The organism is Candidatus Thiodictyon syntrophicum (assembly GCF_002813775.1).
Taxonomy (GTDB): domain Bacteria; phylum Pseudomonadota; class Gammaproteobacteria; order Chromatiales; family Chromatiaceae; genus Thiodictyon; species Thiodictyon syntrophicum.
In genome coordinates, this window is record NZ_CP020370.1 from 964,310 (window position 1) to 978,033 (window position 13,724).

Consider the following 13,724-nt stretch of genomic DNA (forward strand, 5'->3'; position numbering starts at 1 on the left):
TGTCGTAATCGTGGTCGGATTATTCGATTACGACAACGACAACGACAACGACAGCGTACCCGGGATCTCGGTCACCACATCAGTTTTGACCGCACCCGACAGGCCGGGGCGGTTGCAGGGGCCTGATGTCCTGTGCTTTCGTGTACATCGGCGCCCGTCCGGCGGCGGGAACGGCCGTGGTTGGCGCAGGAAATATGCGCTTAGGGTGATCTGAGTCAACGTTTCGGTCTCTTTCGGCGTTAAACTGAAAGCAGACGTGCTCGCTGAACACCGGGGGGTCGCGGACCCGCCCCCCGTCAATTCGCAACGATTACGATGCCGCCGGCGGACCTCGGAGTGGGGCCGACCAGCGCTCCAGGCGCCCTCATGCACAGCGATTCAACCAATCGTGCGGCCCCGGCCCCCTCTGTTGCCTATTTTGGTAGCGACGCCGACCTGCCGCACCGGATTCGCCCCTTGCTCGAACGCGCGGGCATCGCGTTGCGCACGGTCGGGGGGCCGGGGGAGGCCCCGTCCGTCCCCGCGGACGCGGGCGGCTGCACCGTCCTGATCCTCGACACTGCCTTGCTCGGCGCCGACCAGACGATCAAGGCGTTCGTGGACGCTGTGCAGCCACCGACGAGCAGGCCGCCGCTGCTGGTGGTCATCGCCCATTCGCGCGCCATCGAGTGGCGTCTCCAGGCCATGCGTGCCGACGCCGCGGCCTTTTTCGTCGCGCCACTGGCGGGCGGCGAATTGGTCGAGCGGCTGATTACCCTGTGTCGGCCCGGGCACGGGGAGGCGTCGCGGGTCCTGGTGGTGGACGACAGCGCGACCCAGGCCCTGCTCACCGAACGCGTGCTGATGGCCGCGGGTTTTGTCGTACGGACCCTGATCGATGCCGCCCGGGTGCTGGACGTCGTCGCGGCCTTTGCGCCCGATCTGATCCTGATGGACCTGCACATGCCGCTGGCCAGCGGCGCCGAGTTGGCCGCCATCATTCGCGACGAGGCGGCCTGTCGCTGGGTGCCGATCCTGTTGTACTCGGTCGAGCGTGACCCGGAGCGTCAGGCCGGCGCCCTGAGCCTGGGCGGCGATGCCTTCATCTCCAAATCGATCCGGCCGGCCCTCCTGGTCCGTGCCGTGACCCACCGAATCGAGGTCAATCGAACCCTGCGCCGGACCTTCGGTGATGCCGATCACCTGGACGCCGAGACGGGCCTGGCGACCCGCCGCCATTTCTTCAGTCACCTGGAGCGGGCCCGCACCGAGTCGGACGCCCCGCCGCCCGGCCAGGGGCTCTTGGTGGTTACGCTGGAAGGGGCGGGCCGGCTCGATGAACAACGCGGTACCGGGGCGGCGCTCCTGGCGACTGACCGCATCGGCAGCCTGATCGTCGAACGCCTGGAGCCGGCTGACCTGGCGGTCCGGCTGGACGACTATCGTCATGCGCTGTTGGTCCGGCGTGAATCGGACGAGGCCCTGCGCACCCTTGCCGAGGGGTTGCGGGCGGCGGTCGCGGCGACGCCCATCCAGGTCGCGGGCAGTAGCGTGACGAGCGGCGTCAGCGTCGGGGTCGCTCTGTTGCGATCCAACCCGGTGGATGCCGTCGCCCTCATCGCCCGGGCCGCGGACGCCTGTGACCGCGCCCTGGCGGCCGGCGGCGGCTGCACCCTGGCCGACGAGCCGCCGGCCGCGGCGCCGGTGGACGAGGTTCACGAGGGACGCATCACCGCCATGGTCGCACGCGCGCTGGGCGGTGCCGACCGCGCGAGCGGCTTCCGCCTCTTCTACCAACCCATGGTCGCCGTGCAATACCAGGAGCTGCGGTTTGTGGAGGTCATGCTGTGCCTGGCGGCGGGCGACAGTGCCCTGATGGCCGCGGCGGACTTCCTGCCGAGCGCCGAGCGTGCCGGGCGGGTGGCCGAGATCGACCGTTGGGTCATGGTGCGCGCGCTCACGGTCCTGATGCACCAGTGCCATGCCCAGCCGGGCTTGCGGCTCTTCGTCCGCCAGCACATGGCGAGCCTGACCCAGGACGGCTGCGTTGCCTGGTTGCGCGCCCAGGTGCTGGCGCACGGTCTGTCCCAGCGCCGCCCGATCCTGCAACTGAGCCTGGACGACCTGTTCAGTCACCGTCAGACGGGCGCCCTCCTCGTCGGTGTGCTGCGCAAGATCGGGATCGAGGTCTGCGTGACGGACCTGACCGACAGTCCGGCCGCCCTGGACCTGATATCAGAAATCCGGCCGCCCTTCGTCAAGCTCGCCGCCGCCATGGCGCGGGAGACCAAGCCGGCGCGTCTGACCGAACTGGTGGGGCAACTGACCCGTGGCGGTGCCGAGGTGATTGCCTCCGGGATCGACGCCCCGGCCCTGGTCGGCGCGGTCTGGGCCAGCGGCGTACGCTTCGCCCAAGGCGCGGCGATCCAGGCGCCGCTGCCCGAACCGGTGTTCGATCTGGGGGAGGTGGAGGCGGGGTAGGGGCTCCAGTACGGCGCAGCGCAGTGGCCGGATGGGTATGACGCCGATGCAATGCGGCGACCGGGACCGGCCCCTCACCCCAACAAAGTGACCAGCGACCACAGGCCCAGCGCCAGGGTCAGCACCCCGACCCCCGCACGGAGCCAGGTCTGTGGCAGGTGATCCACGCCGAGCGTCGCCCAGGGCACCGCCAGCAGTGCGCCGCCGGCCAGGGGCAGGGCCAGGGTCCAGTCCGGAGCGCCCTTCACCGCGACGTAGCCCATCAGCACGACCAGGCAGGTGAGCGCCTCCGCAATGGAGGTGATGGCCACCGCCTGGCGGGCGGGCATTCCGCAGACGATCTGCCCGGAGGTGACCAGGGGCCCATAGCCGCCGCCACTCACCCCCTTGCTGAAGGCCGCCATCAGGGCGATGGCGAGGATGCCCCAGCCGCGGAAGCAGGCCGGTTGCCGGGCCTTGGCGAGGGTCAGCAGGCCCAGGACGAGGACGACCGCGACACCCCCGAACGCGAACCACCGACTCCCGAACTGGATCCCGAACAGCACCGCGGCCACGGCGCCCGCCGCGCTCAGCGTCGCCAACAGGATCAGGGTGCGGCGGGCACGCCGGTCGCGGATCAGGTCGATATTGCCGTCGTAGCGATGCAGGAGGCCGGCGGCCAGGCCGGTCACGAGTTCGGAGAAGAGCACCGCCGGGACGATGTCCTGGGGCTCGAATCCAATGATCAGCAGCAACGGCGCCATCAGGGTGCCGAAGCCCATGCCCAGGCCGGTGTCCACGAATTCACACAAGAGTGCTGCGGTAAAAACCATGAGCACGGTGCCCGGGACCAGGGCGACGGGATAGGGGGCGCCCGTCCACTCGGCCAGCCAGACGCCCTCCCAGCGGCCTTGGGTCAGCAGCAGGGCTAGCGAGATGCACAGCAGCGTGAGCCACAGGAGCACGCGGCGCAGATGCGCCGGGGCGAAGGGTGCGGGGCGGTCCATAGGCGGTTTCCGGATGGGCGGGCGGCACGCGATTATGCGCAAAACGAGGTCCGAGCGCGCCGGGTTTTCATCCTGGCCGCATCAGGAGCGACGCTGGTTGGTCACCGCAAACAGGGCTTGGCATGGGAACGCGAGAACGGGTAAGATCGGAAGCGCCGACAGAGTGGAACAACGCATCAGCATATAAGTTATAGCTAATAGCTGGGCACCACTCAACGTCTGCTTATATTCTAACGTAAATCGGTCTTAATCATACTGCCGGCCAACCGCCTGGGGCCGCGGCCGTGCACCCGCGCGGCCTGGGGCGCAGCCCATGGAGCAGTGGGGCGCAACGATGATCAGGACCGGCAGGATACGGAGGAAACATTCAGTCTCACGATAGACGGGCATCCCAACCTCAGTCACATTCGGAGTCTACATATGGCGCGTATCGTCATCCTCGGCGCCGGTATTGCCGGCCACACGGTGGCCAGATACCTGGGCAAGTGGCTCGGCAAGCAACACCAGGTCATCGTGGTGTCACCGCGGCCGACCTGGAACTGGGTCCCCTCGAACATCTGGGTGGGTGTGGGTGAAATGACGGAGCCGCAGGTGAGCTTCGAACTGGCCCCGCTCTACAAGAAACTCAACATCGATTTCCGCCTGGCCGGGGCCCTGTCCATTCACCCGGAAGGCGACGGCGAGCACGCCAAGCCCTTTGTCACGATCCAATATGCAGACGGCGCGCGCGCCGGGCAGACCGAGGCCGTCGAGTACGACTACCTGGTCAATGCCACCGGACCCAAGTTGAATTTCGCCGCCACCCCCGGGCTGGGCCCCGAGACCGGCTACACCATGTCCGTCTGCACCCCACCGCACGCGCTGGAGGCGAATCGCCGCCTGCAGGCCGCCATCGCGGCGATGAAGAACGGTCAGGACCAGACCTTCGTCATCGGCACCGGACATGGCATGTGCACCTGCCAGGGCGCGGCCTTCGAGTACATCTACAATGTCGACCACACCCTGCGTCAGGCCGGGGTGCGGGAACGGGCGCGCCTGATCTGGCTCAGCAACGAGTATGAGCTGGGCGACCTTGGAATGGGCGGCATGCACGTCGCCAACAGCGGCTATGTGACCAACAGCAAGCTCTTCGCTGAGTCGCTGATGGCCGAGCGGGGGGTGGAGTGGATTACCCGCGCCCATGTCACCAAGGTCGAACCCGACAAGATCCACTATGAGCAGCTCGACGGCACCTACCACGAACTCCCCTTTGATTTCGCCATGCTGATCCCGCCCTTCGCGGGGGTTGGGCTCAAGGCCTGCGACCGCGCGGGCGCGGACATCACCGCCGCGGTCTTCGCCCCCAACGGCTTCATGAAGGTCGACGCCGATTACACCGCCAAGCCCTTCGAGGAGTGGCGCGCACGCGACTGGCCGCGGACCTACCAGAACCCGAACTACCGCAACCTCTTTGCCGTCGGCATCGCCTTCGCCCCCCCGCACGCCATCAGCAAGCCGATGAAGAGCCCCAACGGCACCCCGATCAACCCAACCGCACCGCGCACCGGCATGCCCTCGGCCGCGATGGGCAAGGCGGTGGCGGCGAGCATCCGCGACATGCTCAAGGGGGCGCCGGCACCGACCCACACCGCCTCGATGGCGGAGGCGGGCGCGGTCTGTGTGGCCTCGACCGGCGCCCACCTCTTCAAAGGCAGCGCCGCCAGCATTACCGTCTTCCCCGTCGTGCCCGACCGCGACACCTATCCCCAGTATGGACGCGATGTCGATCTCACCTTCTTCGAGGTCGGGCTCGCCGGGCACTGGATGAAGTTCCTCCTGCATCATGTCTTCATCTATCAGGCCAATCTCCGTCCGGGGTGGTCCTTCCTCCCCGATTGATGCGTCCCCTGTCCACACCAGCGAGGCACCATGCAATGACCGGCGAAACCCACGAGCCCTACCGCCAGGATTACTATCCCCCGATCCCCACCGGCTTCACCAAATACCGGCGCAACTCCATCATCTGGCAGTTCTTCCGTTTCATTGCCATCAATGTCAAGATCCTCAGGGTCATGACGAAATCCATCCAGACGAGCGGGAGTCAGCGATGACCGGCGGGGCCGGCGCGGCCGGCAACGCCCACCAGTAAGCACCGGCCAGCCCGGCCGCTGCGAAGTTGCGCCGGGTCTTGATCATCGCTGCGGCCACCGGCCCTTGCGGTAACCCGTCGCGGCCGGGGGGCCGCTCCTACGGCGTAGGAGCGGCCCCCCGGCCGCGACGGATGTCACCCGCAGAACCGCGGAACTCGCGGCGTAATCGGCGAGATTGATCCCCGCATGCAGATCAATCATTAGTAAACGGCCCTCGGAATTCGCGGAATTTGAATGCCGGGATGCCCTCCTGATATTACCTCCTGCGACGGCAAGAATGGCCTTCCCCTGCACTGGGTTGTCATGCACACATCGCATGCATTCAACGTGACAGCGGTGGTCAGCACCCAAACCACCCGCTGCATAAGCCTGCTTTCCGGTTCACGGCGCTCGCTCCTGCTCATATCGCTGAGTTCCTCCAATAAATGCTCGAGATCCGATTCCGCGTAGCGCCCGGCGCGCAGGATCTCGGCGGAGTGACCGCGCCGACTAACCGACAGTCTCGCCGACCCGTCGATCCCTTGCAACACCTACCGTTTGATTTGCGATTGTTTGCGCCCAGTTGCGGGCAAGCCCCTTCCTGATCTTCGTGACAAGCCCCGGAGACCCCGATGTCCAGTTGGTTCCCCGACAACGCCCGCTCGATCGGTCACACCCCGCTCGTACGGCTCAACCGGGTCGGTGACGGCGCCCCGGCGACCATCCTCGCCAAGATCGAGGGGCGCAACCCGGCCTATTCGGTCAAGTGCCGGATCGGCGCCGCCATGGTGTGGGACGCCGAAGAGCGCGGCCTGCTCGGGCCCGGCAAGGAGTTGATCGAGCCCACCAGCGGCAACACCGGCATTGCCCTCGCCTTCGTCGCCGCGGCGCGGGGCCTCCCGCTGACGCTCACCATGCCCGAGACCATGAGCATCGAGCGGCGCAAGCTCCTGCTGGCCTACGGGGCCAAGCTGGTACTGACCGAGGGCGCCCGCGGCATGAGCGGCGCCATTGCCAAGGCCGAGGAGATCGCCGCGTCCGACCCCGCGCGCTATGTCCTGTTGCAGCAATTCAAGAACCCGGCCAATCCGGCGATCCATGAAGCGACCACGGGCCCGGAGATCTGGGACGCCACCGACGGCAAGGTGGACATCTTCGTCTCCGGGGTGGGGACGGGCGGGACCATCACGGGCGTTGCGCGCTATCTCAAGCACACCCGCCAGGCGCCGGTGTTCACGGTCGCGGTGGAGCCGGCCGCCAGCCCGGTGCTGTCGCAGGCCCGCGTCGGGGAGCCGCTCAAGCCCGGCCCGCATAAGATCCAGGGGATCGGTGCCGGTTTCGTCCCGGACGTGCTCGATCTCTCGCTGGTGGACGCCATCGAGACCGTCACCAACGAGGACGCCGTCCTCTTCGCCCGGCGCCTGGCGCGCGAGGAGGGCATCCTCGCCGGCATCTCCTGCGGGGCGGCGACCGCGGTGGCGGTGCGCCTGGCCCAACGCCCGGAACACGCCGGCAAGACCATCGTCGTGGTGCTGCCGGACTCCGGTGAGCGCTACCTCTCCTCCGTCCTGTTCGAGGGGACCTTCGACGCCCAGGGGCTGCCGATTTGAGTGACCTCGTATCCGGTTCAACCCAGCTATGCTTTGATCGGCGGACCGTGCGGCGCAATGCCTGACCCTTTAAGGAGCAAACCATGCTGATCGGCGTCACCCGAGAGATCAAACCCCAGGAGTTCCGCGTCGGGCTGACCCCCGAGTCGGTGGCCGAACTGGTCCATCACGGCCATCGGGTGCTGGTGCAGACCCAGGCGGGTGCCGGCATCGGGGCGCAGGATCAGGACTATCAGGCGGCCGGTGCCGAGCTCGCAGCGGACGCGGCGACGGTATTCGCCCGCGGCGAACTGATCGTCAAGGTCAAGGAACCCCAGGCGGCGGAGCGGGCCTGGCTCAGGCCCGGCCAGGTGCTCTTCACCTATCTGCATCTGGCGCCCGACCCCGAGCAGGCGCGTGACCTGCTGGCGTCCGGGGCCGTGTGCATCGCCTACGAGACGGTGACCGATGCCCAGGGCGGCCTGCCGCTCCTGCGGCCGATGAGCCAGGTCGCCGGCCGCCTGTCAGTGCAGGCCGGGGCCTGGGCGCTCCAGGCGGGAAACGGCGGGCGCGGCCTGCTGTTGGGCGGTGTCCCCGGGGTGGCGCCGGCCCGGGTCCTGATCCTGGGCGGGGGCGTGGTGGGCTTCAACGCCGCGCAGATGGCGGTGGGTTTGCAGGCGGACCTGACCATCCTGGACCGCGCCCCGGCGGTGCTGGAGCGGCTGGCGAACCATTTCGGGGCGAGTGCGCGGGTGCTCTTTTCCAGCCGCGCGGTGCTTCAGGCGCAGGTGGCGGCCGCGGATCTGGTCATCGGCGCCGTCCTGATCCCGGGGGCGGCCACGCCGCGGCTGGTGAGCCGCGCCCAACTCGCGACCATGAACCCGGGGGCGGTCCTGGTGGACGTGGCGATCGACCAGGGCGGCTGCTTCGAGACCTCCCGGCCAACCACCCATGCCCAGCCGACCTATGTGGTCGACGGCATCGTGCATTATTGCGTCGCCAACATGCCCGGGGCGGTGCCCCGCACCTCCGCCTATGCGCTCAACCACGCGACCCTGCCCGCGGTCCTGGCCCTGGCGGACCAGGGCTGGCGCCGCGCCCTGGCGGATGATCCACACCTGCGTGCCGGGCTCAATTGCTGCGCGGGCCGGGTCACCCACCCCGCGGTGGCGGCGGCCCTGGGCTATGACCTGACCCCGGCGCAGACGCTGCTGGGGGAGGGCTGACATGCCCCACATCGACACCCTCCTGGCCCAGGCCGGACGCGGGCAAGACCCGCGGACCGGGGCCATCAGCACCCCCATCTATCAGACCTCGACCTATGCCCACCCGGGGCTCGGTCAGAGCACCGGCTTCGACTACAGCCGCACCACCAATCCGACACGCGGTGCCCTGGAGGAGGCCATGGCGGCGCTCGATGGCGCCGCCGCGGCCTGCGCTTTCGCCAGCGGCCTGGCGGCCCTGACCACCCTGCTGTGTCTGTTCAAACAGGGCGATCACCTGGTGGTGGCGGAGGGTTGCTACGGCGGCACTTACCGGCTGCTCGATCAGGTGATGGCGCCCTTCGGGCTCACGGTGACCTATGTTCCGGTCCTGGATGCGGCGGGTTACCGGGCGGCCCTGCGGCCCCAAACGCGGGCCATCCTGGTGGAGTCCGTCTCCAACCCCTGCCTGCTGGTCCCGGACCTGCCGGTGCTGGCGGGGATCGCGCGGGCGGCCGGGGTCCTGCTGGTGGTGGACAACACGCTCCTCACCCCCTATTGGCAGCGACCCCTGGAACTGGGGGCGGACCTGGTGGTGCATTCCGCGTCGAAATACCTCGCGGGGCACAACGACTGTATCGGCGGGATCATCGCGGTGCGCGATGAGGCCCTGGCCGGGCGGCTGAAGTTCCTGCAGAACGCCGTGGGTGCGGTGCTGGGACCCCAGGACGCCTGGCTCACGCTGCGCGGCCTCAAGACGCTGGCCCTGCGCCTGGAGCGGCAGCAACGCAATGCACTGGTGATCGCCCGCTGGTTGCAGGAGCAACCGCAGGTCAGACAGGTCTATTACCCGGGGCTCCCGGACGACCCCGGACATGCGACCCTGGCGCGCACCGCCAGCGGTCTGGGTGCCGTGCTGTCATTCGAGGTCGCGGACCGCCCGACCCTGGAGCGCCTGATCGCGGGCGTGCGCCTCATCGCCTATGCCGAGAGCTTCGGCGGCGTAGAGAGCCTGATCACGGTCCCGGCGGTGCAGACCCACGCCAACCTCGCTCCCGGGGAGCGCCAACGCCTGGGCGTCACCGACACCCTGGTGCGCCTCTCGGTCGGGATCGAGGACCCGGGGGACCTGATCGCCGACCTGGCGGCGGCCTTGGGTGATCCGGCGGTCATCCCCAAGACCCCTGTATCACATCACGTCACGAGGCGATAGGCGTGAGGACAGCTATCGTGCTGACGGCGACCGGCGGATGTTTCTCAGCCTGCTCGCCGATGTCTGCGAGCGCTTCAACTGGTGGGGCCACGCCTACTGCCTGATGACCAACCATTACCACCTGTTGATGGAGACGCCGGACGGCAACCTGTCGAAGGGCATGCGTCACCTCAACGGCGTCTACACCCAGCGCGTCAATGACGTGCATAGCCGTTGCGGGCACGTTTTCCAGGGCCGCTATAAGGCGATTATTGTCCAGGAGGAGGCCTACCTTAAGGAACTGGCGAGGTACATCGTCCTTGACCCGGTTCGGGCGCAAATGGTCAGCCAGCCGGAGGATTGGCCTTGGAGCAGCTTCCGCGGCACTAGCCACATCGGCAAAATTGTTTATCGGACATAGCGCACTGCTTGTTCCAGAGAGTGAAGGGATTGGTCGGAAAGCAGACCCGCATTATTCAATTGCTGCGCATACTCAAAAACCTGTGGAGTCACTATATTCTGCATCGACCGGTTGAGGTTTGACGGCGTGAGCCGGAGGTTAGCCAGCACAGTTCCGATTTCGCCCGACAAGTCAATAATTTGGCTATTGCCCAGAGAAATTTTGATGGGTACGAGGTGATCAATATCAAGCTTCAAGCCGTTAAGATCGAGTGTCGCGGAAAAGCCAAACTTCATCCGTATTAAATTCCAATCGGTAAACACATTCGCTTCACGAACCCTTTTCCAGTTTTCCACCAAGTTTCGGAGCGCAAGCTCTTTTGCCGGGCCTGTGTAACCATTCGCGTCCAAGGCGGCCGACAACATTTCTGCTGCTTTGCCGCCTTCCTTCCTTTCGATCACTTCAAGTTCATAAACGATTTTGTTGATCCTGGCATTGGCCCCCCGCTCTTGGTTGCGCAATTTCGATAGCTTTTGTAAGTCGGTGAGTGTCTCAAGCCGCTTATTGACTATGGCGTTTGCAATTGCAATATCCTCAGCCTCCTCGGCAACAACCAGTGTTGGCGCAAGCTGCCGTTCCAACAGGGAAGGGGTCTTGGAAACGAGGTTCTTTAATTGTGCAGCCCCTGCTTTTAGGACGGTTTTTCCCGCCACGCCAGCAAGTGCTTGGGCCTCGCCAAGCAAGGTATCCCTTATCAACCTAAGCCCGGCATCCGGCGAGGCAGCCATGTTGTAATCGCTCTTGATTTGGTCGGCCATTTGTTGGGTGACCGCCTCGCCTGTGATTAATGCCTGCTCTAATCCAGGGAATTTATCGACCACATAATTGATTGCATCGACTACCGGGCGTAATGCACCACGTTGGTTGGTGGCTCCCCTTTGTCCTTGGGCGTTGTTAGCGGTTTCGCCGGCTTGGGTGTTGGTGTCACAACCTATGCCACCTTCTGGGGTAACCCGACAGCCCAAGGGTTTGAGCTCACCAGTTTCAGAGGGCACCCCCGGACAGCCGGGAGGTGGTGAAGGATTGAGGCAGGGATCATAACCGCCGGGGACGCGCGGTGTATTGTCGCTCCAGCGTGGGGTCCTGCTGGATTTGCACCAAATTTCGCCATTGCCCCGAATCACGCAACCGCGCTCCGACATTTGCTGCTTCAAAGCAGGAGGCCAATTAGGAGGAAATCCGCCCGAATTCAAATCCAGCGTATTAGCCCCGGTGTTTCCTGTCGATGATCCACTGTATTCATCCTGATTGACTTGGGGGCTTGGGTCGCGTGAATGCGGCGCACCTTGCCTTGAACTTGACTGCACGATGGCTTCGTCCGTGCAATTGGCTTCTTGCGCAATCAGTGCATTCGCGGACTCGTGATGTCGTTTGGCCTGTTCGAGTGGGCCTCGGCTCGCGGGATGCCCCCGCATTCGGTCGGCTTCAAGATAAAGCGACGATGCCGTTTCCATTTCCCGTCTGGCAGCATCGACCAAGCTCCAGCATTCCTCGACAATTGCCTTGACGGCAAGATTAAGCGGTTTTATTTGCCGATATTGATCACAACTTTTCAATATTTCAGCGGCATGATAGGGCCCACCACTTGCATTGCGCAAGCTATGGTCACAGCTCATCAATGCCCTCACAGCCGGGTCGGTGGCAATCCCGCTCCACTCTCCATAACCGCCATGGTATTGGACGCCGCCACGAAGTGGGCCATTCGAACCCGAACTGAACACCTCGCCTGATTTTGGCGTTGGGTTTTGCGCCGACACCGATAGGGCAAAAAACGTTGTGAGGGCAAAGCTCATAACTACGAGAATGGAAAAGATGCGCAACGGATAGCGTTCTTTGTTTCGCATGAGCATTGCCTTGGGAAGTGTGACAAAGGATTTGTCAGTTCTTGCAATGGTGCCGGTTTATCAAAGCTCGTCAGCCTTCTCATTACCAGCCATCACCCGTTTATCTGTTACGGATTGGGCAGACTATCTATCGATCAGGTTCGCATTGATGTCTTTGCGGGAGATAAGCCCCGCTCTTCTGTAAGATCTCGATCTGATCAACAGGGTCTTGGAGGGTGATGCTGGCAGCTCTGGCGTTATTATCCGACGCATCCACAACCAAGCCAGTCGCGCAGGCAACACTGCCGTACAGCTTAGCAACGTCAGTTTGAGGGGTAGCGTAAACGCGCAGACTGTTTCCGATCACGAAGGTGTGGTCTTTGAGATTGAAAAAACCCACTCTTCCACAGGCGGAGACGGTTTTCCCAATGTAATTCAGTATCTGGCTGGAATCGATTTTACCGCATCCGTAGTCAACGCCATTTTGGGAAGCGGCCGACGTGAATCCGTATGACACCGGACAACTCATGAGAAGCGCTAGTGCCAAGAATCGGCGAGACAGAAAGACCATGATAACCTCCTCAGGGGCGAGTGAGTGTTTTTTGCAATCAACCGATGCGAAACCATTCGCTTGACTTGGTAGAGGTTTCTCTGCTGGATTAACACATCCAGCATGGTTCTTGTACCTACGTCAAAACCCGCCGCAATGGCATCCAAGACACTTTGAACGGATAGGAAATTCAACCACGCGAAACCAGATATGGTCCGGATCTTGGCCGCGCGGAAGGTGCCTGTCAAGGATCGAGCGACGCGGCTGGTGGGTGAGTCGAGCGGTCTGAGGGTGGGACGGGAGGTGCAGCGAGACCGGCAGCGGGGTGGCGCGTGACGATCGGCGTTGGGGCGCCGTGGAGTGGCGCAGCCGGGGTCGTCCGGCGCCGTGTCGGCGGTGGCGGACCCGTGGCAGTGCTCACCAGGAAATGCGCTGATCGAACTCGAACTCCGGTGCGGGTTGCGCCAGCGCGTCCCAGTCCGGCAGCGGTGCGAGGAGATCATCCCAGGCGGGCGGTCCGCGGGCCGGGGCGATCCGTGGGGGCTGGGCTGGCTCGCCCAGGTGCGTCAGGATACGTGCCACCGGCTCGGTGGCGGTGACGAAGGCGATCAGGCGCAGTTCGGCGCCGCACTGTGGGCAGCGCAGCGGGAAGGTCGCGAGCCGCTCGCGCAGTGCCAAGGGGGTGAGGGACAGCGCGGTGCGGCCGTCGGGATCAGGTTGCGCTCCCGGGATCAGTCGTGATAACGGCAGGCGATGACGGTCAGGAGGGCTGCATCGACCGCGCAGACGAGCCGGTTGCTGTCGTCGATACGGCGCGACCAGAAGCCGGAGAGGTTCTCACGCAGGGGCTCGGGCTTGCCGATCCCGGCGAAGGGTGTGCGCAGGGCATCCGCGATCAGGGCGTTAACGTCTTGACTCAGGCCACGGCCGCCTTCGCGCTGCGCCACAAGGCCGTCCTGGACACCCAGACCCAGGCCATCCGCGCCGAGCGGGGCCGCCTCTTCACCGCACTCACTGCCATCCCCGGCGTCCACCCCTACCCGAGCGACGCCAACTTCATCCTGCTGCGCCTGCCCGCCGGCCGCGCCGATGCCGTCTTTGCCGGCCTCAAGCGGCGCGGCGTACTGGTCAAGAACCTCGATGCCGCCCACCCCATGCTGCACGACTGCCTGCGGGTCACGGTGGGGCTGCCGGAAGAGAACCAGGCCTTTCTGGCGGCGCTGACGGCGGAGTGCTGAGGCTCGCAGAAACAGTGGCGTAGGATGGGCAGAGCGGGAGCGATGCCCATCATCAAGGGTCGCGGCAGCCGATGGGCATCGCTGCGCTCTGTCCATCCTACGAACTCGTCACGGTG

12 protein-coding genes and 2 pseudogenes are annotated in these 13,724 nt (G+C 65.2%); 8 read left to right on the plus strand and 6 right to left on the minus strand.

What is annotated here, in order from left to right; all coding sequences use genetic code 11:
• The first annotated feature begins 366 nt into the window (after positions 1–366).
• Positions 367–2,460 carry an EAL domain-containing protein gene (locus THSYN_RS04255; protein ID WP_172965229.1) on the plus strand — a complete coding sequence of 698 codons (2,094 nt, stop codon included), beginning with the start codon at positions 367–369 and terminating at the stop codon, positions 2,458–2,460.
• A 74-nt stretch (positions 2,461–2,534) separates the two neighbouring features.
• On the opposite strand, the gene THSYN_RS04260 is transcribed toward THSYN_RS04255, so the two are convergent.
• On the minus strand, positions 2,535–3,446 hold the full coding sequence (locus THSYN_RS04260) for a sulfite exporter TauE/SafE family protein (RefSeq protein WP_100918046.1): 912 nt from the start codon (positions 3,444–3,446) through the stop codon (positions 2,535–2,537).
• Between the two features lie 420 nt (positions 3,447–3,866).
• On the opposite strand from THSYN_RS04260, the gene THSYN_RS04265 reads away from it, so the two are divergent.
• Together THSYN_RS04265 and THSYN_RS34735 are read left to right on the plus strand one after the other, a co-directional pair.
• On the plus strand, positions 3,867–5,324 hold the full coding sequence (locus tag THSYN_RS04265) for an NAD(P)/FAD-dependent oxidoreductase (RefSeq protein ID WP_100918047.1): 1,458 nt from the start codon (positions 3,867–3,869) through the stop codon (positions 5,322–5,324).
• Between the two features lie 35 nt (positions 5,325–5,359).
• The gene (locus tag THSYN_RS34735; protein WP_172965230.1) at positions 5,360–5,536 is read left to right on the plus strand and encodes a hypothetical protein; all 177 of its coding nucleotides are present in this window, start codon (positions 5,360–5,362) and stop codon (positions 5,534–5,536) included.
• A gap of 239 nt (positions 5,537–5,775) precedes the next feature.
• Here the strand turns inward: THSYN_RS34735 and THSYN_RS04270 are convergent, their stop codons facing one another.
• Entirely contained in the window at positions 5,776–6,105 is a 330-nt protein-coding gene (locus tag THSYN_RS04270; protein WP_100918048.1) for a DUF29 family protein, read from the minus strand.
• 81 nt (positions 6,106–6,186) lie between these two features.
• Here THSYN_RS04270 and cysK point away from each other — a divergent pair, with 81 nt between their 5' ends.
• From cysK to THSYN_RS04290, 4 genes and pseudogenes are all read left to right on the plus strand, one after another.
• A complete protein-coding gene (gene cysK, locus THSYN_RS04275; RefSeq protein ID WP_100918049.1) occupies positions 6,187–7,164 on the plus strand; it encodes a cysteine synthase A in 978 nt (325 codons plus the stop codon).
• An 83-nt stretch (positions 7,165–7,247) separates the two neighbouring features.
• Positions 7,248–8,369, plus strand: coding sequence for an alanine dehydrogenase (gene ald / locus THSYN_RS04280; RefSeq protein WP_100918050.1), 1,122 nt, complete (start codon positions 7,248–7,250; stop codon positions 8,367–8,369).
• A 1-nt stretch (position 8,370) separates the two neighbouring features.
• Positions 8,371–9,558, plus strand: a complete 1,188-nt coding sequence (locus THSYN_RS04285) for a trans-sulfuration enzyme family protein (RefSeq protein ID WP_100918051.1) — start codon at positions 8,371–8,373, stop codon at positions 9,556–9,558.
• Positions 9,503–9,925, plus strand: a pseudogene (locus THSYN_RS04290) (REP-associated tyrosine transposase); the annotation flags it as partial. The gene THSYN_RS04285 and the pseudogene THSYN_RS04290, both read left to right, overlap by 56 nt.
• A 20-nt stretch (positions 9,926–9,945) precedes the next feature.
• Here THSYN_RS04290 and THSYN_RS33410 read toward each other — a convergent pair.
• The 4 genes from THSYN_RS33410 to THSYN_RS35640 all read right to left on the minus strand — a co-directional run bounded on the left by THSYN_RS33410 (position 9,946) and on the right by THSYN_RS35640 (position 13,317).
• Positions 9,946–11,841, minus strand: coding sequence for a hypothetical protein (locus tag THSYN_RS33410; protein ID WP_157817447.1), 1,896 nt, complete (start codon positions 11,839–11,841; stop codon positions 9,946–9,948).
• 127 nt (positions 11,842–11,968) lie between these two features.
• A complete protein-coding gene (locus THSYN_RS33415) occupies positions 11,969–12,391 on the minus strand; it encodes a hypothetical protein (RefSeq protein ID WP_157817448.1) in 423 nt (140 codons plus the stop codon).
• 396 nt (positions 12,392–12,787) lie between these two features.
• A complete protein-coding gene (locus THSYN_RS04300; RefSeq protein ID WP_100918053.1) occupies positions 12,788–13,048 on the minus strand; it encodes a hypothetical protein in 261 nt (86 codons plus the stop codon).
• Positions 13,049–13,101: 53 nt separating this feature from the next.
• Entirely contained in the window at positions 13,102–13,317 is a 216-nt protein-coding gene (locus THSYN_RS35640; RefSeq protein ID WP_236848913.1) for a Txe/YoeB family addiction module toxin, read from the minus strand.
• Between THSYN_RS35640 and THSYN_RS35645 the strand changes: the two are divergent.
• Positions 13,273–13,608 (plus strand): annotated as a pseudogene (locus THSYN_RS35645) (histidinol-phosphate aminotransferase); the annotation flags it as partial. The gene THSYN_RS35640 and the pseudogene THSYN_RS35645 overlap by 45 nt on opposite strands.
• Between the last annotated feature and the right edge of the window lie 116 nt (positions 13,609–13,724).

Excerpts from the sequence above, each read along its gene's own strand:
- THSYN_RS33410 (WP_157817447.1), bottom strand. The coding sequence starts at position 11,841 with ATGCGAAACAAAGAACGCTATCCGTTGCGCATCTTTTCCATTCTCGTA.
- cysK (WP_100918049.1), top strand. The coding sequence starts at position 6,187 with ATGTCCAGTTGGTTCCCCGACAACGCCCGCTCGATCGGTCACACCCCG.
- THSYN_RS04260 (WP_100918046.1), bottom strand. The coding sequence starts at position 3,446 with ATGGACCGCCCCGCACCCTTCGCCCCGGCGCATCTGCGCCGCGTGCTC.
- THSYN_RS33415 (WP_157817448.1), bottom strand. The coding sequence starts at position 12,391 with ATGGTCTTTCTGTCTCGCCGATTCTTGGCACTAGCGCTTCTCATGAGT.
- ald (WP_100918050.1), top strand. The coding sequence starts at position 7,248 with ATGCTGATCGGCGTCACCCGAGAGATCAAACCCCAGGAGTTCCGCGTC.
- THSYN_RS04265 (WP_100918047.1), top strand. The coding sequence starts at position 3,867 with ATGGCGCGTATCGTCATCCTCGGCGCCGGTATTGCCGGCCACACGGTG.
- THSYN_RS34735 (WP_172965230.1), top strand. The coding sequence starts at position 5,360 with ATGACCGGCGAAACCCACGAGCCCTACCGCCAGGATTACTATCCCCCG.
- THSYN_RS04285 (WP_100918051.1), top strand. The coding sequence starts at position 8,371 with ATGCCCCACATCGACACCCTCCTGGCCCAGGCCGGACGCGGGCAAGAC.
- THSYN_RS04255 (WP_172965229.1), top strand. The coding sequence starts at position 367 with ATGCACAGCGATTCAACCAATCGTGCGGCCCCGGCCCCCTCTGTTGCC.